At 58.4% G+C, this 22006-nt stretch carries 19 protein-coding genes; 11 read left to right on the top strand and 8 right to left on the bottom strand.

The annotated features are described in order from the left end of the window. The first annotated feature begins 42 nt into the window (after positions 1 to 42). The 4 genes from ACSHXH_RS02635 (at position 43) to ACSHXH_RS02620 (ending at position 5071) form a co-directional block, all read left to right on the top strand. Positions 43 to 1080: a TRAP transporter substrate-binding protein gene (locus ACSHXH_RS02635; protein ID WP_435670207.1), complete on the top strand. Its 1038-nt coding sequence runs from the start codon at positions 43 to 45 to the stop codon at positions 1078 to 1080. 108 nt (positions 1081 to 1188) lie between these two features. After that, on the top strand, positions 1189 to 2541 hold the full coding sequence (locus tag ACSHXH_RS02630; protein ID WP_435670206.1) for a glutamine synthetase family protein: 1353 nt from the start codon (positions 1189 to 1191) through the stop codon (positions 2539 to 2541). 2 nt (positions 2542 to 2543) lie between these two features. Further along, a complete protein-coding gene (locus ACSHXH_RS02625) occupies positions 2544 to 3920 on the top strand; it encodes an aldehyde dehydrogenase family protein (RefSeq protein WP_435670205.1) in 1377 nt (458 codons plus the stop codon). A 5-nt stretch (positions 3921 to 3925) separates the two neighbouring features. Beyond that, positions 3926 to 5071, top strand: coding sequence for an iron-containing alcohol dehydrogenase (locus ACSHXH_RS02620; protein ID WP_435670204.1), 1146 nt, complete (start codon positions 3926 to 3928; stop codon positions 5069 to 5071). A 55-nt stretch (positions 5072 to 5126) separates the two neighbouring features. On the opposite strand, the gene ACSHXH_RS02615 is transcribed toward ACSHXH_RS02620, so the two are convergent. Beyond that, positions 5127 to 6353, bottom strand: coding sequence for a urate hydroxylase PuuD (locus ACSHXH_RS02615; protein ID WP_435670203.1), 1227 nt, complete (start codon positions 6351 to 6353; stop codon positions 5127 to 5129). 101 nt (positions 6354 to 6454) lie between these two features. On the opposite strand from ACSHXH_RS02615, the gene ACSHXH_RS02610 reads away from it, so the two are divergent. Both ACSHXH_RS02610 and ACSHXH_RS02605 read left to right on the top strand, forming a co-directional pair. After that, positions 6455 to 7363 carry a LysR family transcriptional regulator gene (locus ACSHXH_RS02610; protein WP_435670202.1) on the top strand — a complete coding sequence of 303 codons (909 nt, stop codon included), beginning with the start codon at positions 6455 to 6457 and terminating at the stop codon, positions 7361 to 7363. A 352-nt stretch (positions 7364 to 7715) separates the two neighbouring features. Then, positions 7716 to 7931 carry a TIGR03643 family protein gene (locus ACSHXH_RS02605; protein WP_435670610.1) on the top strand — a complete coding sequence of 72 codons (216 nt, stop codon included), beginning with the start codon at positions 7716 to 7718 and terminating at the stop codon, positions 7929 to 7931. Positions 7932 to 7935: 4 nt separating this feature from the next. Here ACSHXH_RS02605 and uraH read toward each other — a convergent pair whose 3' ends face one another. Then, a complete protein-coding gene (uraH, locus tag ACSHXH_RS02600; protein WP_435670201.1) occupies positions 7936 to 8292 on the bottom strand; it encodes a hydroxyisourate hydrolase in 357 nt (118 codons plus the stop codon). Between the two features lie 148 nt (positions 8293 to 8440). Between uraH and puuE the strand changes: the two genes are divergently transcribed. From puuE to ACSHXH_RS02585, 3 genes are all read left to right on the top strand, one after another. Beyond that, a complete protein-coding gene (gene puuE, locus ACSHXH_RS02595; protein WP_435670200.1) occupies positions 8441 to 9853 on the top strand; it encodes an allantoinase PuuE in 1413 nt (470 codons plus the stop codon). Continuing rightward, positions 9850 to 10338: an ureidoglycolate lyase gene (locus tag ACSHXH_RS02590; protein WP_435670199.1), complete on the top strand. Its 489-nt coding sequence runs from the start codon at positions 9850 to 9852 to the stop codon at positions 10336 to 10338. The genes puuE and ACSHXH_RS02590 overlap by 4 nt, the downstream gene beginning before the upstream one ends. A 68-nt stretch (positions 10339 to 10406) precedes the next feature. Continuing rightward, a complete protein-coding gene (locus tag ACSHXH_RS02585; RefSeq protein WP_435670198.1) occupies positions 10407 to 11822 on the top strand; it encodes a uracil-xanthine permease family protein in 1416 nt (471 codons plus the stop codon). Between the two features lie 110 nt (positions 11823 to 11932). Here the strand turns inward: ACSHXH_RS02585 and bhcD are convergent, their stop codons facing one another. The 6 genes from bhcD to ACSHXH_RS02555 all read right to left on the bottom strand — a co-directional run bounded on the left by bhcD (position 11933) and on the right by ACSHXH_RS02555 (position 18534). Then, positions 11933 to 12898, bottom strand: coding sequence for an iminosuccinate reductase BhcD (bhcD, locus tag ACSHXH_RS02580; RefSeq protein ID WP_435670197.1), 966 nt, complete (start codon positions 12896 to 12898; stop codon positions 11933 to 11935). A gap of 131 nt (positions 12899 to 13029) precedes the next feature. Then, positions 13030 to 14193, bottom strand: coding sequence for a 3-hydroxy-D-aspartate aldolase BhcC (gene bhcC / locus ACSHXH_RS02575; RefSeq protein ID WP_435670196.1), 1164 nt, complete (start codon positions 14191 to 14193; stop codon positions 13030 to 13032). A gap of 32 nt (positions 14194 to 14225) precedes the next feature. Continuing rightward, positions 14226 to 15194: a beta-hydroxyaspartate dehydratase BhcB gene (gene bhcB, locus ACSHXH_RS02570; protein ID WP_435670195.1), complete on the bottom strand. Its 969-nt coding sequence runs from the start codon at positions 15192 to 15194 to the stop codon at positions 14226 to 14228. After that, positions 15191 to 16384 carry an L-aspartate--glyoxylate aminotransferase BhcA gene (bhcA, locus tag ACSHXH_RS02565; protein WP_435670194.1) on the bottom strand — a complete coding sequence of 398 codons (1194 nt, stop codon included), beginning with the start codon at positions 16382 to 16384 and terminating at the stop codon, positions 15191 to 15193. The genes bhcB and bhcA overlap by 4 nt, the downstream gene beginning before the upstream one ends. 187 nt (positions 16385 to 16571) lie before the next feature. After that, complete coding sequence (locus tag ACSHXH_RS02560) at positions 16572 to 17399, bottom strand: bifunctional allantoicase/(S)-ureidoglycine aminohydrolase (RefSeq protein WP_435670193.1); 828 nt, start codon at positions 17397 to 17399, stop codon at positions 16572 to 16574. 130 nt (positions 17400 to 17529) lie between these two features. Continuing rightward, positions 17530 to 18534: an NAD-dependent epimerase/dehydratase family protein gene (locus ACSHXH_RS02555; protein WP_435670192.1), complete on the bottom strand. Its 1005-nt coding sequence runs from the start codon at positions 18532 to 18534 to the stop codon at positions 17530 to 17532. A gap of 179 nt (positions 18535 to 18713) precedes the next feature. Between ACSHXH_RS02555 and ACSHXH_RS02550 the strand changes: the two genes are divergently transcribed. Together ACSHXH_RS02550 and ACSHXH_RS02545 are read left to right on the top strand one after the other, a co-directional pair. After that, positions 18714 to 19448: a metallophosphoesterase gene (locus ACSHXH_RS02550; protein WP_435670191.1), complete on the top strand. Its 735-nt coding sequence runs from the start codon at positions 18714 to 18716 to the stop codon at positions 19446 to 19448. Between the two features lie 92 nt (positions 19449 to 19540). Continuing rightward, entirely contained in the window at positions 19541 to 21748 is a 2208-nt protein-coding gene (locus tag ACSHXH_RS02545; protein WP_435670190.1) for an NADP-dependent isocitrate dehydrogenase, read from the top strand. The last annotated feature ends 258 nt before the right edge of the window (positions 21749 to 22006 follow it).

The following is a 22006-nucleotide window of genomic DNA, read 5'->3' as shown; positions in this document are numbered from 1 at the left end:
TCCGGGAACGGAGCATCCCCAACCCAACCGAGAGGAAATGACATGACCACCAGACGTAAGTTTCTAACAACCGCCAGCATCGGTGCCGCCGCAAGCCTTGCCGCCCCCGCTGTTGTCAAAGCTCAGTCCGGCATCACATGGCGCTTTCAGACCTATGCCGGTGCAGCACTTGGCGAACATGTGACCAAGCCGGTCATCGACTACATCAACGCCAACTCCAACGGCGAACTGACGGTTGAGCTTTTCTACGCTGACCAGATCGTCCCAACCGGCGAGCTTTTCCAGGCCCTTCAGCGCGGCACCATCGACGGCGTGCATTCGGACGACGACTCCATGGCGTCGCCGACACCGCTGCGCCAATTCGGCGGCTACTTCCCCTTTGCGACCAAGCACATCCTCGACGTACCGGTACTGTTCAACCAGTACGGCCTCAAGGAAATCTGGGAAGAGGAATACAACAAGGTCGGGGTCAAATGGCTCTCTGCCGCGGGTCAGGATCCGTGTAACTTTAACACAACCAAGGAAATCACCTCGGTGGCCGATCTTGACGGCCTGCGCCTCTATACCTTCCCGACCGCCGGTCGCTTCTTGTCGAAATTCGGCGTTATACCGGTGTCGATCCCCTACGAGGACGCCGAAGTCGCGGTCCAGACAGGCGAGATTGACGGCATGGCGTGGTCCGGCATCACCGAAGACTACACCGTCGGATGGGCGGACGTGACCGACTACTTCCTGACCAACAATATCTCGGGCGCTTGGATCGGCTCTTGGTTCGTCAACCAGCAGCGCTGGGCCGACCTGCCGGATCACCTCAAATCCGTGGTCATGGCCGCGACCGAGGCAGGCCACACCTACCGCAACCAGTGGTACTGGGGTGGCGAAGCAGCCCTGCGCGCCAATGGCGACAAGCTGGCCTTGCGTCAGGTGCCGGCCAACGAATGGGCCGAGGTCGAGAACGCTGCGAAAGAGTTCTGGACCGAGATTGCAGCCGAAGGCGAAATTCAAGAGAAGATCATCAACATCTTCCGCGAATACAACAGCGTCATCAATCAGGCTGGCGCGCCGTATACATTCGAATAAAGCAACACAGGGCATCGCTTGGTTTGATCCGAGCGGTGCCGATTCCTATCACGAAAATGGTCAAATCCCTTTGCGGATTTGGCCACCCTGACCACCCCGGAGGCCATAATGAAACTCGACGATCTGCACGCCAAAGCCGAGTCCGGCGATATCGACACCGTTCTGGTCTGCATGGTCGACATGCAGGGCCGCCTCATGGGAAAACGGTTCACCGTGTCGAACTTTCTCGAAAGCGCTTGGAAAGAAACCCATTGCTGCAACTACCTGCTGGCCACCGATCTCGAAATGGCGACGCCCGATGGTTACAAATCCACGAGTTGGGCCGCAGGCTATGGCGATTATGTGATGAAGCCCGACATGGACACGCTGCGCCCGGTGCCATGGCTCGAAGGCACCGCGATGGTTCTATGCGATGTGCTTGATCATCACACCCATGAACCGGTTCCCCATTCCCCGCGCCAGATGCTCAAAAAGCAAATCGCGCGCATGTCTGCGATGGGCTTGACGCCCATGATGGCGACCGAGCTTGAATTTTTCCTGTTCGAAAAAGGCTTTGATGAAATCCGAAAGGGCGGATTTCGCACCCTGACCCCGATCAGCGGTTACAACGAGGATTACAACATCCTTCAGACCACCCGCGAAGAACACGTGATGCGCCCGATCCGAAATCATCTGGTCGCTGCTGGCGTCCCGGTCGAGAACTCCAAGGGCGAGGCCGAGACCGGTCAGGAAGAGCTGAACATCCGCTACGCCGACGGCTTGGCCTGTGCCGACAACCACACCATCGCCAAACACGCGGTCAAGGAAATCGCCCATATGCAGGGCCACGCGGTGACCTTCATGCCCAAATGGCACGCCGACAAGGTGGGCAGCGCCGCGCATGTCCACCAGTCATTGTTCAAGGACGACACCAACGTCTTTCACGACCCGGACGCGCCCCTGAGCATGTCCGCCACAATGAAAAGCTACGTTGCGGGCCTGATCAAATACGCCCCCGACATGACCGTGTTTCTTGCGCCCTACGTCAACAGCTACAAACGGTTTCTGCCGGGCACCTTTGCCCCCACCAAGATCGCGTGGTCTGTCGACAACCGCACCGCGGGCTACCGCCTTGTGGGCGAGGGCACAAAGGGCGTCCGCATCGAATGCCGCATCCCCGGCTCCGACATCAACCCGTACCTTGCCTGCGCTGCACAGCTTGCCGCTGGTCTTAAAGGAATGGAAGACGGCCTGAAGCTGGGCGACCCCGTCACCGGCGATGTCTATCACATGACCGAGATCCCCGAGATTCCCAACACCCTGATCAAGGCTACAGAGACGCTGCGTGGCTCTGCCATGCTGCGCGAGGCGATGGGCGATGACGTGATCAACCACTACACCCGCGCCGCCGAAGTGGAACAAGAAGCGTTTGACGCCGTTGTCACCGACTGGGAAATCCAGCGCGGATTTGAAAGAGCCTGACCATGACCAAGACTGTTGACCTTATCTCGCCGATCGATGGATCGGTGTACCTCACGCGCGACGTGCTGACCCAGGATGCCGCTTTCACCGCTGCGACGCGTGCCCGCGCCGCGCAGGCCGCATGGGCCGCGCGCCCAGTATCGGAACGCATCGCACTGGTGCGTAAAGCCGCCGACATCATCGGCACGCAGCAAGACCGCATGACGCAAGAAATCGCGCACCAGATGGGCCGCCCCATCCGGTATGGCGGGGAGTTCGGCGGCTTCAACGAGCGCTTGTCCTACATGGTGGACGTCGCCGAAGAGGGACTGCAAGAGACCACAATCGAAGACAGCGACACCTTCCGCCGCGTGATCAAGCGCGTGCCATGGGGCACCGTCATGGTCATCGCACCGTGGAACTACCCCTACATGACCGCGATCAACACAGTCGCGCCCGCGCTGATCGCAGGCAACACCGTGATCCTGAAACACGCAGGTCAAACCCTTGCCGTAGGCGACCATCTGGCAGAGGCGTTTCATGCCGCTGGCGTCCCCGAGGACGTGTTCCAGAACCTCGTGCTCGACCATGAAACAACCTCTGTGCTGCTGTCGCAAAAGGCGGTTGATTTCGTCAACTTCACCGGCTCCGTCGGTGGGGGCAAAGCCATCGAACGCGCGGCAGCGGGCACGTTCATGCCCGTCTCGACCGAGCTTGGCGGAAAAGACCCCGGCTATGTCCGCGCAGATGCTGATGTGGACGCAGCCGTCGATACGCTGCTGGACGGTGCGATGTTCAACGCAGGCCAATGCTGCTGCGGGATCGAGCGTATTTATGTGCACGAAAGCCTCTTTGACCAATTCGTCGAAAAAGCCGTCGCATGGGTCAACGCTCAGAAACTCGGCAACCCGCTTGATCCGGACACAACGATGGGCCCAATGGCCAACGTCCGCTTCGCCAACGAAGTCCGCGCCCAGATCTCCGAAGCCGTCGCAGACGGGGCCAAAGCCCATATCGCCACAATGCCCGCCGACGATGGCGGCGCATACCTGACGCCGCAAATCCTGACAGACGTCACGCACAAGATGCGCGTCATGCGCGACGAGAGCTTTGGCCCGGTCGTCGGCATCATGCCCGTCAAAGACGACGCCGAAGCCATCGCCCTGATGAATGACAGCCAGTTCGGCCTCACAGCCTCTATCTGGTCCAAAGACACCGCGAAAGCCGAGGAAATCGCCGACCAGATCGAAACCGGCACCGTGTTCCTCAATCGCTGCGACTACCTCGACCCGGCGCTCTGCTGGACCGGCTGCAAGGACACCGGACGCGGGCAAGGCCTGTCGAAACTCGCATATCAGGCTCTGACACGTCCCAAATCCTACCATCTCAAGAAGGCATGACCGCAATGGCCCTCACCGCAAACTGGTCCTATCCCACCGCAATCCGCTTCGGCGCAGGCCGCATCTCGGAAATCGCCGAGGCCTGCATTGCCGCAGGCATCACCAAGCCATTGCTCGTCACCGACCGGGGGCTGGCAGGCATGGACATCACCACCACAACACTCGACCTTATCGAACAGGCCGGGCTTGGCCGCGCGATGTTCTCGGATGTCGATCCCAACCCAAACGAAAAGAACGTCGAGGACGGCCTCAAGGTCTACCGCGAAGGCGGCTTTGACGGCGTCATCGCGTTTGGGGGTGGCTCCGGCCTTGATCTGGCAAAGACGCTTGCCTTCATGGCTGGCCAGTCTCGTCCACTCTGGGATTTTGAGGATATCGGCGACTGGTGGACCCGCGCCGACCCCGCCGGCATCCACCCCATCGTCGCCGTGCCCACAACCGCCGGCACCGGATCCGAAGTGGGCCGCGCCAGTGTGATCACCAATTCGGAAAGCCACGAGAAAAAGATCATCTTCCACCCCAAGATGCTGCCCGCAGTCGTCATCTGCGACCCAGAGCTGACCGTGGGCATGCCCAAGTTCATCACCGCAGGCACCGGCCTTGATGCCTTCGCCCATTGCGTTGAGGCGTTCAACAGCCCACATTACCACCCAATGAGCCAGGGCATCGCTTTGGAAGGGATGAAACTGGTCATCGACAACCTACCCAAGGCCTACAATGACCCAACCAACATCGACGCCCGCGCCAACATGATGAGCGCTGCCGCCATGGGCGCAACCGCATTCCAAAAGGGTCTTGGCGCGATCCATGCGCTATCACACCCCATCGGCGCACATCACCACACCCACCACGGCACCACCAACGCCGTCTTCATGCCCACCGTGCTCAAGTTCAACGCAGACGCCATCCGCGACCGCTTTGACAGCGCTGCGGGGTATCTGGGGATTGAGGGCGGCTTCGACGGCTTCTGCGCCTTTGTGGATCAATTCAACAACAGCTTTGCGATCCCGAAAACCCTGTCCGATCTGGGTGTCAAAGACCCCGATCTCGACATTCTGGTCCGCGATGCCCTGAATGATCCCTCAACAGGCGGCAACCCGGTCAAGATGACCGAAGCCAACACGCGGGCATTGTTCGAATCCGTCCTTTAAGGGCGTGCAATTATTCGAAGAATTGCGGGAGACTTCTGGACAAGTCTCCCGCAGTTTACTCCACCGCCCGATACCAAGCCACAATCTGCGCGCGCGCCTCGGCATCCATTTGGATCGCATTCGGCGGCGGCATCGCATGGCTGCGCCCCGCTTGCAGGTAAATCTGCTGCGCGTGCTGCGCGACATCTGCTTCCGTCTCCAGATACACGCCCTTGGGGGCCCAGCGAATACCGTCCCAATTCGGCTCCCGCGCGTGGCACATCGAACAGTTTCCTTGCACCACGTTATAGGCATCATCGAACCCGTCAGCCGACGCGAACTGCTGCTCAAACGCGGTCAAAGGGCGCTCTGCGGCTTCGTCATAGGTTCCAAAATCCCCAAGCGATGACAGCCATGCAATAACGATAAAGATCAGCGCAGTCACCGCCCAGGTCCAGTTTGGCTGACCCAGTCCGGCATGCATCGAGTTGAAGTAATGCCGGATCGTGACCCCCATCAGGAACACCAGCGACGCGATCAACCATGCAAATTCAGTACCAAAAGCCAGCGGGTAATGGTTCGACAACATCAGAAAGATCACCGGCAAGGTCAGGTAGTTGTTGTGGGTCGACCGCAGCTTGGCGATCTTGCCGTATTTCGGGTCAGGCGTCCGCCCTGCTTTCAAATCCGCCACAACGATCCGCTGGTTCGGCATGATGATGAAGAACACATTCGCCGTCATGATCGTCGCCGTGAAAGCACCCAGATGCAGCAGCGCCGCACGGCCCGTGAACACCTGATCATAGCCCCAAGCCATCACAACAAGGATCACAAACAGCAGCACCATAAGCACTGTCGGCTGTTCCCCAAGTGGCGACTTGCACAGGTAGTCATACAACAACCAGCCAATGGTCAGCGACAGACCAGAGATCGCAATGCCCTGCCACAGGGCCAGATCGGCCTTGGTGGGATCCAGCAGGAACAACTCGCCTCCAACCCAGTAGACAATCATCAACAAAGCCGCGCCGGACACCCAAGTGATATAGCTCTGCCATTTGTGCCAGATCAGATGCTCGGGCATGTTCTCGGGTGCAACCATGTATTTCTGGATGTGATAGAACCCGCCGCCATGCACCTGCCATTCCTCGCCAGACACACCGGCGGGCGCATGTGCGGCCTTCCTTAGCCCCAGATCCAGCGCGATGAAAAAGAACGACGCGCCGATCCACGCCATCGCGGTGATCACATGCAACCAGCGTACCGCAAAGGCGATCCAGTCCCAAAGAACGGCGAAATCATACATGGTGAAAAGCTCCGGTTTGGCAGGTTTCGTGTAGACTATCGGCACAGCGATTATTCTGCTATTCCAATCAAACCCCAAGCTGTATCAAGAATCTCGGAAGAATGAGCTACCTCGACAACATCAGAACCTTCGTGCGTGTCTACGAATTGGGCAGCATGTCCGCCGCTGGTCGAGATTTGCGCATTTCGCCAGCCGTGACCTCGACCCGGATTGCCCAGCTTGAGGATCACCTGTCCGTTCGCCTGTTCCAGCGCACCACCCGCAACCTGACCCCAACCGAACAGGGGCGGCTGTTCTACACCGGGGCCTGCGAGGTGCTTGAAGCGGTCGAGGTCGCCGAAGCGCAGGTCGTCAACATCACCGAAAACCCCCGCGGGTCGATCTATGTCGCAGCCCCTTTGGGCGTTGGCCGCCGCCTGATCGCGCCGCAGGTGCCCGCCTTTATCGAGCAATACCCCGAAGTTTCGGTCCGGTTGCGCCTGACGGATCGCAAGGTTGACCTCACAACCGAAGGTCTTGATCTGGCGTTCTTTCTGGGAGAGCCGGAAGACAGCACCTTGCGCATCCGCAAGATCGCCGATGTCGATCGTGTGCTCTGTGCCGCGCCAGATTACGTCAAGAAACGCGGCATGCCGAATTCAGGCGAAGACCTGCTCGGCCAGAATCACGAATGCCTCAACCTGCGCTTTCCAGGGGCCACCGAATTTCAGTGGCGGCTGCAAACCAGCGACGGACCAAAACGGTTCAAAGTCACCGGCCGCTACGAGTCCGACGACGGCGACGTCCTGACCGACTGGGCGCTGTCCGGGCATGGCATCGCGCTCAAACCGATCTTCGAAGTCGCCGACCACCTGCGCACCGGACGTCTGATCATTGTCGCCAAGCAGACCCCGCCGGTGCCAATCCAGATGGCCTGCCTGTTTACGCACCGGCGCAGGCAAGACCCCAAAACGCGGCTGTTTATGGACTTCGTGATTGGACGGGTGGCGGCGGCGGTCAAGAATGCGTAGATAAGTCGAAAAGGTCTGCTGTGCGGGACAAGGTGGCCGAAAACTATTCTTCAGGTTTGCGCAAAAATTTCCAGAGTTGGTAAAGTTCGTAGCAAATGCAGTAAGCTAGGAAAAAGGATGCTACCAACGCAACACGTGGGTGAGAAAGTCGTTCACTTTCAAACACTAAAGTGTATGCCACTAACAGCGACAAGATAATCATTCTAGACAGAGCATTCTTCATATGCTGTTTTTCCATGATAGAATATTAAGAATATTTGCCGAATAATTGGTAGTGGTGAAAGTGCAAGAAGGGCTCACAGCCGCCGGTCACCAAAATTGCCATCGGCGCGGCCCGACTTATCTCGCTAATATGGCGGATAAACCAGACCTTCCCGAAGACCTTAAAAGCGGCGTTATCGAGATGGCGCTTTCAGATCATGTGTCCTTCGCCGATATTCAAACCGAATACGGGCTGAGCGAGAAAGACGTCAAAGAACTGATGCGAAGCTCACTCAAAAGCGGAAGCTACAAAGCCTGGCGCAAACGCGTGCGGCGCTTTGGGGATCGCCGCGAAACCTACAAGTGAACGCCTAGCTGCCCCGGTACGTCGAATACCCATAGGGCGACAGCAACAATGGCACATGGTAATGCGCCGCCGCATCCGACATGCCAAAGCGCAATGGCACCTGATCCAGAAACAGCGGATCGTCCCCGGCTTGTCCCGATGCGCGCAGGTAGTCGCCCGCATGGAACACCAGCTCATAGGTTCCCGTCGCAAACGCCTCTACCGGCAGGATCGGGCTGTCGGTGCGGCCATCATCATTCGTCAAAGTCTCTGCGATCTGGACGCGGTTTTCGCCAGACACACGGTACAGCACGATCTTGATCCCCTTTGCAGGGCATCCCTTGGCGGTATCCAGAACATGGGTGGTCAAATAGCCGGACATCGCGCTCTCCTTTGTGTGGTTGCCTCTTTATGCAGCCATCCACAAGAAATGCGCAAACAGTAAGCCGTTTGAGACAGCTTTCGGGATTTCTTGAAAAAGGAATTGGATTATTCGGATTACAAAGACAACCACTCAGGAGGACCCGCACGTGCAACGCTATCCCCGCGACATGACTGGATATGGACCCAACCCGCCTCGCGCCAACTGGCCCGGGGGTGCAAAGATCGCAGTTCAGATCGTGCTCAACTATGAAGAGGGTGGAGAGAACAACATCCTGCATGGCGATGCAGCCTCCGAGGCATTCCTGTCCGAGATCACCGGCGCGCAACCGTGGCCAGGAATGCGGCACTGGAACATGGAATCGCTTTACGAATACGGGTCGCGTGCCGGGTTCTGGCGTCTGCACCGGATGATGCAGCATCTTCCCCTCACAATTTACGGCGTTGCAACGGCGCTTGCGCGTGCACCCGAACAAGTTGCCGCGATGAAGGATGCCGGCTGGGAAATCGCGTCTCATGGCCTCAAGTGGGTCGAACACAAGGACATGCCCGAGGCCGAAGAACGCGCGCAGATTGCCGAAGCGATCCGCCTTCATACCGAGGTCACGGGTGAGCCACCCAAGGGCTGGTACACAGGCCGCTGCTCCAACAACACCGTGCGTCTGGTCGCAGAAACCGGCGGGTTCGATTATGTCGCCGACAGCTATGCTGACGACCTGCCCTATTGGATGACCTTCGGCGACACCCATCAACTGATCATGCCCTACACGATGGATTGCAACGACATGCGGTTCGGCATTCAGGCGGGGTTTACCACGGGCGATCAGTTCGAAAGCTATCTGAAAGACAGTTTCAATGTCCTTTATGCCGAAGGCGTGGATGGCGCGCCCAAGATGCTGTCCATCGGCCTGCACTGCCGCATCATGGGCCGCCCCGGTCGCACTGCCGCGTTGAAACGCGTGCTTGACTATATGGCCGGTCACGACGGCGTCTGGTTCGCCACTCGCCAGCAGATTGCACAGCATTGGGCCAAGGAACATCCCGCACGATACGCGCAACGCCCCTCCGACATGCAGCGCGACGACTTTGTCGCAGCGTTTGGGGGCATCTTTGAACATTCGCCATGGATCGCAGACCGCGCCTGCGACTATGAATCCGGTCCAACCCACGACTCCGCCCGCGGCGTGCACAACCTGCTCTGCCGGGCCTTCCGTTGTGCATCGGACGATGAACGCCTTGCTGTGCTGAACGCGCACCCCGACCTTGCTGGCAAGCTTGCCGCTGCGGGTCGCCTGACCGCCGAATCCACCGCCGAACAGGCAGGCGCGGGCCTCGACATGCTGACGGACGACGAACGCGCCACGTTCCAAAACCTCAACGCCGACTACGTCGCGCGCCACGGCTTCCCGTTCATCATCGCGGTGAAGGACAACACGAAGGCCAGCATTCTTGCCGCGTTCAAGCGCCGGATCGACAATGACCGCGACACCGAATTTGCCGAGGCTTGCCGCCAGGTCGAACGCATCGCGGAACTCCGCCTGATCGAGAAGTTGGGCCAATGACCCAACAGATCCCCATTCAGCCGATCACGGCCACAGCCTTTGCCCCTTTCGGAGATGTGCTCAACTGTGCGGGTGAGCCGGACAAGATCATCAACCAGGGCAAATGTGGCCGCTACCATGACCGCGCAACGCTTGATTTCAGCGATGGTCGCGCTGGGATCAGCCTGTTCAAAGCCGAGTTGCGCGCGCTTCCACTGATCCTTGATCTGATGGAACGCCACCCCGAGGGCAGCCAGTGTTTTGTTCCGATGAGCCATGACGCTTTTCTGGTGATCGTGGCCCAAGATGCAGGCAATGCGCCGGGAACGCCCCTCGCCTTTCGTACCGAACCGGGGCAGGCGATCAATTTTCACCGGAACACATGGCACGGTGTTCTCACGCCTCTGACAGGCACCGGCCTGTTCACCGTGATCGACCGCATCGGCGCAGGCGACAATTTGCAAGAACACTGGTTCGACACACCGTGGACGGTGATCGACCCTTAGAACAATCCGGGCTGTCTTTGAGGAGGGGCATCCCGGCAATACGAAATGGTTACGAGGGAGAGAGAACCATGTCTGACACATCCATCGGCACGCCGGAGCAACTCCGCGATCCGAATTATACCCCGCCGCTTATCAAAGCGGTGCCACTCGGCATCCAGCACGTTCTGGCGATGTTCGTCTCGAACGTCACACCCGCCATCATCGTCTGCGGTGCGGCGGGTTTCGGATTTGGCTCCAACAGCCCCGACTTCCCGCAGATGATCTACATGATCCAAATGTCGATGTTCTTTGCGGGCATCGCAACTTTGTTCCAGACCATCGGCATGGGGCCAGTGGGCGCGCGCCTGCCGATCGTACAAGGCACATCTTTCGCGTTCATCCCGATCATGATCCCACTGGTTGCAGGCAAAGGCGTTGACGCCGTTGCAGTCCTGATGGGCGGCATCCTTGTGGGCGGTATATTCCACGCGTTCCTTGGCCTCTTCATAGGCAAACTGCGCTTTGCCCTTCCGCCTTTGGTCACCGGCCTAGTCGTCACGATGATCGGTCTCGCACTGGTCAAGGTCGGCGTGCAATACGCCGCTGGTGGTGTCCCGGCGATGAGCCAGCCTGAATACGGCTCGCTGCTCAACTGGACCATGGCAGGCACGGTGATCATCGTCACCTTGGGCCTCAAGTTCTTCACCAAAGGCATGCTATCGGTCTCTGCCGTGCTTATCGGCCTGCTGGCAGGCTACGCGCTGGCCTTCATGCTGGGCGAAGTGAACCTTGGCAATGTGGGACGTGCTGCACCCTTTGCCCTACCAAATCCACTGCATTTCGGACTTGAGTTCTCGGTCGCGGCGATCATCGGCTTCTGCCTGATGTCTTTTGTGTCAGCGGTTGAAACCGTCGGCGACGTCAGCGGTATCACCAAAGGCGGCGCAGGGCGCGAAGCGACTGACAAAGAAATTCAGGGCGCGACCTATGCGGACGGGATCGGCACGGCCATTTCCGGCCTGTTCGGCGCACTGCCCAACACTTCGTTCAGCCAGAATGTCGGCCTGATCGCCATGACCGGCGTGATGAGCCGGGGCGTCGTGACCATCGGCGCGATCTTCCTGATCCTGTGTGGCCTTGTCCCCAAGATCGGTGCAGTGATCTCGTCTGTCCCAATTGAAGTCCTTGGCGGCGGCGTGATCGTGATGTTCGGCATGGTTGTTGCAGCGGGCATCTCGATGCTGTCCGACGTCAACTGGAACCGTCGCAACATGGTGATCTTTGCGATTGCCCTGTCATTGGGGCTTGGCCTGCAACTGGAACCAAACGCGCTCCAGTATCTGCCGCAGACTCTCAAGGTTCTGGCCACAAGCGGCATCCTTCCCGCCGCCCTGATCGCTATTGTTCTGAACCTCGTTCTGCCCGAAGAGCTGTCGGACGAAAGCACCGAAGAAGTCTCTGGTGGTATGGCAGGTCACGGCAGCGGATCGCTGAAAGGCGAGTGATCCGCCCGATCGAGCCATCCCAAAAGCAAAAGCCCCCGGAACATCTCCGGGGGCTTTTTCACTACCAATCAAGTGCTTAGGGGTGCGGTTTCAACCCACTCCAAGCACTCTCAAAAATCCACCTCAATCGCCACACCGCGCGCGATGGCCAATTCCACAACCTTCGACGCAACAGCCAAGTCCTGAAGCCCGACACCCGTGCCATCAAACAGCGTGATGTCGTCGTCCGAGGTTCGCCCCGGATGCGTGCCATTGATCACCGCGCCAATCTCGATCACGTCACTTTCGGCAATCAAACCAGAGCCAACTGCATGCTGCGCCTCACCAATCGAAACCGATTGTGCGACCTCGTCAGTAAACACCTTGGCGCGCCCCAACAACGCCGCTTCGACCTCTTGCTTGCCCTTGGTGTCGGTGCCCATGCAAGCCAGATGCGTGCCGGGGCTGACATGATCCGCCATCAATGACGGCGCAAAGGCCGAGGTGATCGAGATGATCACATCCGCCTCACCCATACCCGGAAGGTCCACCGCTTCAAACGGCACACCCGCCTCCGCCGCGACTTTCTCGATATTGGGCAACATTGCGGGGTGATAGTTCCAGCCAATTACCTTCTCAAACGCCCGCTGCTCCAACGCAGCACGCAACTGAAAGGTCGCCTGATGCCCTGCCCCGACCATGCCAAGCACCGTCGCATCCGGACGCGCCAGATGCTTGATCGACACCGAAGACGCCGCCGCCGTCCGCAGCGCAGTCAAAAGATTGCCACCCACCATCGCATGCACGCGGCCCGTGTCGGGATCGAACAAGAACACCGTGGACTGATGGTTGATCAAGCCGCGTTTCTCAAGGTTATGCGGCCAATACCCGCCCGCCTTAAGGCCAAGCGACCCGCCAACCCGGTCAAACCCGCCCTTGAACCCGTAAAGCGCATCTTCGTGGCCAATCGCCTCGCGCACGACCGGAAAGTTATAGGCATCCTTGGACGCCATCGCAGCGAACACCTGTTCGACCGCCTCGAACGCCGCCTCGCGCGACACAAGATCGCCAATCCGCGCTTCTGGTACAATATACATCGTCTCTCCCTCACAAAAACGGCGCGACAGTCCTCACTGCGCACCGTCTTGATCTTCTTCTTTTTCCAAATATTGCCGGGGGGTGTGGGGGGCTGGCCCCCCACGGATCGACGCGCGTCAGCGCGGCGACATCAATAGGCCCGACCGCGCGCAGAGACCGGCCAAACCACTTCGACCACACCACCCCGCACACCGACATACCAGTCGTGCACATTGCAGGTTGGGTCGCAATGACCAGGAACCAGCTTGAGCTTGTCATTCACCTTAAGCACCCCATCCGGATCAGCCACCACACCATGCTCGTCCGAACATTTCACGTAAGTTACATCGTCCCGGCCAAAGATCACTGGCAGACCGCTATCCACCGATTGCGCCTTGAGCCCCGCATCGACAATCGCCTTGTCGGCCTTTGCGTGGCTCATCACAGAGGTCAGGATGAACAGCGCGTTCTCCCATTCGCCCTGGTCAATCCGCTTGCCCTCTTTGTCGAGGATACGGCCGTAGTCCGCATCCATGAACGCATACGACCCACATTGAAGCTCGTTGTAGACGCCGGAATTTGCCTCAAAGTAATACGACCCGGTGCCACCACCGCCAACGATGTCACATTCGATGCCATCCGCCTTGAGCGTATCAACTGCGTCCTTCACCTGCGCCACTGCAACCGCGATCTTGGCCTCCCGCTCGGCATAGGAATCCATATGCTGCATCGCGCCTTGATACGCCTGAATACCCGCAAATTTGAGGCCCTCTGCCGCATCGATCGCCTTGGCAATCTCGACCACAGCAGGCGTCGTTGTCACACCGCACCGCCCAGCGCCGCAATCGATCTCGACCAGACATTCGATCTGCGTGCCATGCTTGACCGCCGCTGCCGACAGGTCAGCGACATTGGTCACATCGTCCACACAGCAAATCGTCCGCGCACCCAGCTTGGGCATCCGCGCCAGACGATCGATCTTGGCCAGATCGCGCACCTGATTGGACACCAGCACGTCCTTGATGCCGCCGCGTGCGAACACCTCAGCTTCGGACACTTTCTGACAGCACACGCCGCAGGCGCCGCCCAGTTCGACCTGCATCAGCGCGACATCGACAGACTTGTGCATCTTGCCATGCACCCGGTGGCGCATCCCGTGCGCCTTGGCGTAGTCGCCCATTTTCTTGACGTTGCGTTCAAGCGCATCGAGGTCAATCACAAGGCAGGGCGTCTGCACATCCGCCTCATGCATCCCCGGCTTGGCGGGAATGTCGAAACCCACTTCGAAATCGTCAAATACGGTCATGTCTTTCATTGTCACTCTCCCTTTGGCGTGGCGTGGGCTGATCAGCCCACCATCCACGGCAATTTGTCCAAATCCACGTTGCCACCGGTCACAATCACGCCGACACGCTTGCCGGCGAACCGCTCTTTGTTCTTGAGGATCACCGCTAGCGGTACGGCGCAGGATGGCTCCATCACGATGCGCAGATATTTCCAGGTGATCTTCATCGCGTCGATGATTTCCTGCTCGGACGCGGTCAGAATGTCCGACACATGGTTCGACACAAAATGCCATGTCAAGTCTTTGAGAGGCACCTTGAGACCATCGGCAATCGTCTCGGGCGCGTCATCTGCAATGATGTGTCCAGCCTTGAAACTGCGATACGCGTCGTCCGCCTGTTCTGGTTCCGCCGCGATGATCTGCACCTCGGGGGCCAGCGTTGACAGCGTCAGGCAGGTGCCCGAGATCATGCCGCCACCGCCAATGGGTGCCACCATCAGATCAAGCCCGTCTGTCTGCTCCATAAACTCTTTGGAACAGGTCCCTTGCCCCGCGATCACCCGCGGATCGTTATAGGGGTGCACGAACTCGCCCCCGGTTCTGGCCTGCACCTCGGCAAAGACCGCCTCGCGCGATGTGGTGGACGGCTCACACTCGGTGATCGTGCCACCATAGCGGCGCACCGCATCTTTCTTGGCTTGTGGGGCCGTGCGCGGCATCACCACATTACACGGAATGCCCCGACGCCCAGCTGCATAGGACAGACAAAGCGCGTGATTGCCCGAAGAATGGGTACACACCCCGCGCTTGGCCTCTTCATCACTCAGCCCAAACACAGCATTTGATCCACCCCGCACCTTGAAGGCACCGGGTTCCTGAAAGTTTTCGCATTTGAAGAAAAGCTGCGCCCCAGTCAGATCATTGAGGTAATCCGACTGCATCACCGGCGTGCGCCGGATATGGGGCTTGATCCGCTCATGCGCGGCAAGCATGTCCTCATAGGTTGGAATAATCAGGCCCAAATCCTTCATTGCGCCGCAACCTTCTGTTCGATCTGCACTCCATGGCGATAGACATCCTGCGCCGCCGCAACACCGGACCCAAGCGTGATATCCAGCCCAAGGTCCACCATACACATCTCGGCTGTGGCAATCCCCGAAAGCGCCATCACATCGGTCAGGCTGCCAAGGTGGCCAATGCGGAACACCTTGCCGGCGACTTCGCCCAGACCCACACCAAAGGCCACACCATACGTGCTGGCGGCATGAGTCACGATATCCGTCGCGTTGAAACCGGCGGGAGTGCGGATCGCACTGACCGTATCGGAATACACGTCTGGGCTGACTGCACACAGATCAAGCCCCCAGGCGCGCACCGCAGCGCGCACGCCGTCGGCAATCCGGGTGTGGCGGGCAAAGACATTTTCGATGCCCTCATCCATCAGCATCCGACACGCTTCGTTCAGGCCATTCATCAGACCAACCGCAGGCGTGTAGGGATAGGCGTTGTTGGCGTAGCCCTTCATCATGTCGCGCACATCAAAGAAGGTGCGATGCAACCCAGCCGTTTCCGTCGCGGCCATTGCCTTTTGGCTGAAGCCAACAATGGCAAGCCCCGCAGGCAGCATGAACCCCTTTTGCGATCCGGTGACCGCAACGTCGATCTTCCAGTCATCGAACCGAAAATCCATCGACGCGATAGACGACACACCATCCACGAACAACAGCGCTGGATGCCCGGCCGCATCCATCGCGCGACGCACGGCGGCAATGTCAGATTTCACACCCGTGGCGGTTTCGTTGTGGGTCGCCAGAACCGCTTTGATTGTGTGGCTGGTGTCCGCGGTGAGGATCTCTTCATAGCGATCCGCCGGGATACCCTGCCCCCACGGGACATCCACGATCTGTACGTCCAGACCAAAGCGCTGGCACATATCAATCCAACGATGCGAGAACATGCCATTGCGCGCAACAAGAACGCTGTCACCAGCGCTCAGCGTGTTGGTCAGCGCCGTTTCCCAGCCACCCGTGCCGGACGCTGGAAAAATGAACACTTCCGCGCTGGTGCTTTTCAGGATGGTCTGAACGGCCTTACGCGCCGGGTGCAGGATCTGACCGAACAAGGGCGACCGATGGTCGATTGTCGGCATATCGCACGCCTTGCGCAGAGATTCCGGGATGTTGGTGGGGCCCGGAATGAAAACTGGGTTTTGAAAACTCATGGCAATGCTCCTCCGCATGTGAGGACAGATTACAGGCTAATCACCAGCCTCCGCAATTTTTTCGAAATTATTTTTCATTTTTTGAAATTAAGGAATTTCTCATTAAAACAAGTGTTTATATTTTTCACGCAATGAAAGTATTTTTCAATAAATTTCGAGTGCTGTAAAACAGGACCGTAACTGCGCCTCAACGACCCAGTTTCAAAGGCATGTGCCGATTCACATCTTTATAAAGCAGATATCGGAACCGCCCCGGCCCGCCAGCGTAACACGCCTGCGGGCAAAACGCGCGCAGCCACATGTAATCGCCCGCCTCAACCTCGACCCAGTCTTGGTTCAGCCGATACGCCGCCTTGCCCTCCAACACGTAAAGCCCATGCTCCATAACATGGGTTTCAAGAAACGGGATCACCGCGCCGGGTTCAAAGGTCACAACAGTCACATGCATGTCGTGGCGCATGTCAGTCGGATCAACAAAACGCGTGGTCGCCCATTTCCCGTCAGTGCCCGGCATAGGCGTAGGCGCAACCTGCGCCTCGTTGGTCACAATCACCTCGGGGGCGTCCAGCCCGTCAACGGCCTGATACGCCTTGCGCAGCCAGTGGAAACACACCGGCGCAGAGCCCGTGTTCCGCAGGGTCCAGCCTGATTGCGGCGGCAGGTACGCATAGCCGCCCGCAGTCATCTCGTGGGTCTTACCGTCAACGGTCAGGCTCAAAGACCCTTCTACCACGAACAGCACGCCCTCGGCCTCGGGGTCTGTCTCGGTACGGTCCGATCCACCGCCGGGGCTGACCTCCATGATATAATGCGAGAATGTCTCTGCAAAGCCAGATAACGGGCGCGCGATCACCCAAAGGCGGGTCTTGTCCCAGAACGGCAGAAAGCTGGTCGTGATATCGCGCATCGTGCCTTTGGGGATCACCGCATAGGCTTCGGTGAACATCGCGCGGTCTGTCAAAAGCTGATCTTGGCCGGGATGCCCGCCTTTGGGGGCGAAATAAGACGTGGTCATGCGCGCTAGCCTTTTGTGAGGATGTCTTAGTATCGCGCCCACGCACCAAAGCGACCATACCTTTCGTCAATCAAGACTTTTCGGGTTTCTTTGAAAATCCCGCTCGATTGTCTTGCCCAACCGATCAATGTCAGACGCGGTAATAGTCGCGGTACCACGCAACAAACTTGGCCATTCCATCGCGTACATTGGTCTGCGGGGTATAACCTGTCAGCCTGTGCAACAGACTGGCATCGGCCCAGGTGGCAAACACATCGCCCTTTTGCATATCCATGTAGTTGCGCTTGGCGCGTGCGCCGGTGGCCGCTTCAATCGCCTCAATGAAATCCATCAACCGCACTTTGTCCGAATTGCCGATATTCACGATCCGGTAAGGTGCTGCGGGGCTAAGCGTGTCCCCGTCAACTGCGCTCTCTGGTCCGCCCGGCACCGCGTCGATCAGCAACCGGATCGCGCGCACAAGGTCTTCGACATAGGTAAAGTCGCGGTACATATCGCCATGATTATAAATGTCAATTGGCGTACCGTTAAGGATACCCTTGGTGAACTTGTAAGGTGCCATATCCGGGCGGCCCCATGGACCATAGACCGTGAAAAAGCGGAACATCGTTGTCGGAATTTTCCACAAATGTGCATAGGAATGGGCCATGCTTTCATTGGCCTTCTTTGTCGCCGCATAAAAGGTCAGCTGCGTGTCGGCCTTGTCAGTCTCTTTGAACGGCATCTCTTCGTTCGCGCCATAGACTGACGATGTTGACGCCATCAACAGATGCTCGACCTCCAACTGCCGCGCGGCCTCCATCACGTTGAACGTGCCGACAATGTTGCTGTTCAGATAGGCGCGCGGGTTTTCCAGCGAATAGCGCACGCCCGCCTGTCCCGCGAGATGGACAATAATGTCCGGCGCAAAATCCGCCGCCACCCGTTCAAACGTGCCATCCTCTTCCAACGTCGCATGGGTAAAGCTGTAGCCCTGCGCCTGCAAAAGCATCTGGTTGCGCCGCTCTTTCAGCGTCACGTCATAATAGTCCGTGATCGCGTCATAGCCGTGGACGACATAGCCTTCGTCCAGCAAAAGCCGCGCAAGATAAAAGCCGATAAATCCGGCAGTGCCGGTCACAAGGACACGCTTCATCAGGTCCGTTCACCCATGCCAACCACGTCAATCGCATCAGCGCCTAACATGATCGTGACGCCGCGACCACTCCGAGACGCGCAGAAAGGGCTTACTAATGTCGATTGGACACCCATATTCCCCTGTAGCGCCGACCAAAAAACTGGCACAAGCCCAACGTCCAACAAAAAGACCAAATGATGTTCTCTACTCTTTTCGGCAAGCGCACAAAACCTGAACCGAAGATGCAATTCGATCCGGTGAATCCGGCATCGCCATTTTGTGTGATCGGTGATGTGCATGGACGGATCGATCTACTGACGATGCTCGTCGACGCTTTGCCAAGAGATGCCAGCATCATTTGCGTCGGTGACCTGATCGACCGCGGCGATCACAGCAAAGAGGTGCTGGACTTTGTGAGACTGCATCCGCAAGTGACCGCACTGATGGGCAATCACGAACAGCTCATGCTCAACTTCCTGCGCGACCCGGACACCCAAGGGCGGCGGTGGATGCGCAATGGTGGCTTGCAGACCCTCGCCAGCTTTGGCATCGCCGGTGTCACCGAAGCGGCTGGGCCTGAGACATTGATCCGCGCCCGTGACGATCTGTTCGAAGCGATGGACACCGACATGGTGACCTGGCTTGCAGGCCTTGAATGCATTGCATGGTCCGGCAATGTGGCTGTTGTGCACGCCGGGGCAGACCCCAATACACCGTTGGAACATCATGACCCCGACACGTTTATCTGGGGCCATCCCGATTTCCGCACCACCCCGCGCAGCGACGGTTTCTGGATCGTGCATGGCCACACGATTGTCGATGGCCCAAAAATGCGGGACGGTCGCATCTCTATCGATACAGGTGCCTATGCGACCGGCCAGCTTACGGCTGCTTTGATCGCACCGGACGGTGTTGAATTCATTTCGACCTGATCCGCTGATTGCGGCAATGTATACCACTGTATGCTGTTTACGACTCACCTGCTTTGGCCTATGGCATGGACAAATCAGGAAAGGCGTGACCCATGGCTGACAACACCACCCCCGACATCATCTACACCAAGGTTGACGAAGCACCCGAACTTGCCTCGGCGTCGTTTCTGCCAATCATCCAGAAATTCGCAACCGCCGCTGGTGTCAGCGTCGGAACGAAGGACATTTCCCTTGCAGGACGCATCATTGCCACCTTCCCTGACGTTCTGACCGACGCACAGCGCCAGTCTGACGATCTGGCAGAATTGGGCCAGCTGGTGAAAACCCCAGAAGCGAACGTGATCAAGCTTCCCAACATCTCGGCCTCGGTGCCTCAGCTTGTCGCGGCGATCAAGGAACTGCAAAGCCAAGGCTACGCGCTCCCGGATTACCCGGAAACACCGGCAACGGACACGGAAAAAGCCGTGCGCGCCAAGTATGACACGATCAAAGGCTCTGCCGTGAACCCGGTTCTGCGCGAAGGCAACTCTGACCGTCGTGCAGCCAAAGCCGTCAAATCCTACGCCCAGAACAACCCACACCGGATGGGCGACTGGTCTGCCGACAGCAAGACCCGCGTGTCGTCAATGTCGGGTGGTGATTTCTTCTCGAACGAGAAATCTGCGACACTGCCCTCTGAAGCCACGGCCAAGATTGTGCTGGTTGGCAATGACGGGTCCGAGACAATCCTCAAAGACGGCCTCAGCTACCCCGCGGGCACAGTTGTCGATGCCACGTTCATGTCCGCCAAAGCGCTTGGCGCGTTTCTTGAGGACGAGATCGCAAAAACCAAAGCAGAAGGCACGCTGTTTTCGATCCACATGAAAGCCACGATGATGAAGGTCTCGGACCCGATCATCTTTGGCCACGCGGTCAAGACGTTCCTCAAGCCAGTGTTCGACAAATACGGCGATGAAATGACGGCTCTCGGCGTGAACCCGAACTCGGGCCTTGGCGACCTGCTGGCCCGTGTCGATGGCAATGCCGAAATCAAAGCCGCAATCGAAGCCACCATGGCAGACCAACCGCCGATGTATATGGTCGACAGCGACAAGGGCCTGACCAACCTGCATGTCCCGTCAGACGTTATCATCGATGCGTCGATGCCTGCCCTGATCCGTGCAGGCGGCAAGGGCTGGGGCCCGGATGGCGCCGAACATGACGCCAATTGCGTGATCCCCGACAATTCCTATGCGCCGGTTTACGATGAAACTATCAAGTTTTTCAAAGAGACCGGCAAGATGAACCCGGCCACCGCCGGTACAGTGCAAAACATCGGCCTGATGGCGCAAAAGGCCGAAGAATACGGATCGCATCCGACCACGTTTGAGATTCCGCATGCCGGTACGGTCAGGATGATCCTTGGCGATGGCACGGTTTTGCATGAACACGCCGTTGACGCCGGTGACATCTGGCGGTCTGCCTCGACCCGCAAAGCCCCGATCGAAGACTGGGTTCAGCTGGCAATTGACCGTCAAAAGGCCGAAGGATGCGAAGCAATCTTCTGGCTCGACGCGAACCGCGCACATGACGCCGAACTGATCGAATACGTCACGCCCCTTCTTGCAGCAAAAGGCGTGGCCGACCGGTTCAAGATCATGGCCCCACGCGAAGCAACCCGCGCGTCGTTCGAGACGATCACCGCAGGTAACACGTCCATTGCCATCACCGGCAACGTCCTGCGCGATTATCTCACCGACCTGTTCCCGATCCTCGAACTCGCAACCTCGGCCAAGATGCTGTCCATCGTCAAACTGATGAACGGCGGCGGCTTGTTTGAAACCGGTGCGGGCGGGTCTGCCCCCAAGCACGTTCAACAGCTGGTCGAACAGAACCACCTGCGTTGGGACAGCCTTGGTGAATTCTGCGCCTTGGGCGAAAGCCTTCAGTTCCTCGCGGACGCACGCGGCAACGAAAAGGCACGCGTGTTGGGCAAAGCCGTTGATGCCGCGACCCAAGGCATTCTTGACAACAACCGGTCACCCTCGCGCAAGGTAGGAGAACCGGACAACCGCGACAGCCATTACTGGTTCGCCCGCTACTGGGCCGAAGCTTTGGCTGCACAATCGGACGATGCAGATTTGGCTGCACATTTCGCACCCATCGCCAAGGGCCTGGCCGACAACGAAGCCGCGATTGTTGCGGAACTCGCCGCCGCACAGGGCAATCCGGCGGATTTGGGCGGGTACTATCACACCGATCCCGCCAAAACCGCAGAAGTGATGCGCCCTTCTGCAACGTTGAACGCGATCATTAGCTAAAGCTGGGGACGATCCAAAAGACCTGTAGGCCGGACAGCTTTGTCCGGCCTATATTTTTGCCCGTTCGAATTCCGAACGCAGCCAATCGCGTCTGAACCGCCGCGAAACCAACCCTCCCAAGTCGCCATTACCGACTCGCTTCCATAGGTCAGCGGCGCCCCCCCCAAAAAAACCTGACACACCGTTCACAGAACCACGCCTCAGCGCTCTCAGGTCGGTGTACCCGTTGAAACAATGGGCTTTTTCCAGACCGTCACA

Source organism: Marivita sp., from assembly GCF_051251565.1.
Taxonomy (GTDB): Bacteria; Pseudomonadota; Alphaproteobacteria; order Rhodobacterales; family Rhodobacteraceae; genus Marivita.
The sequence above is the reverse complement of the archived record's forward strand: the minus strand, read 5'-3'. Positions and strand labels throughout refer to the sequence as shown.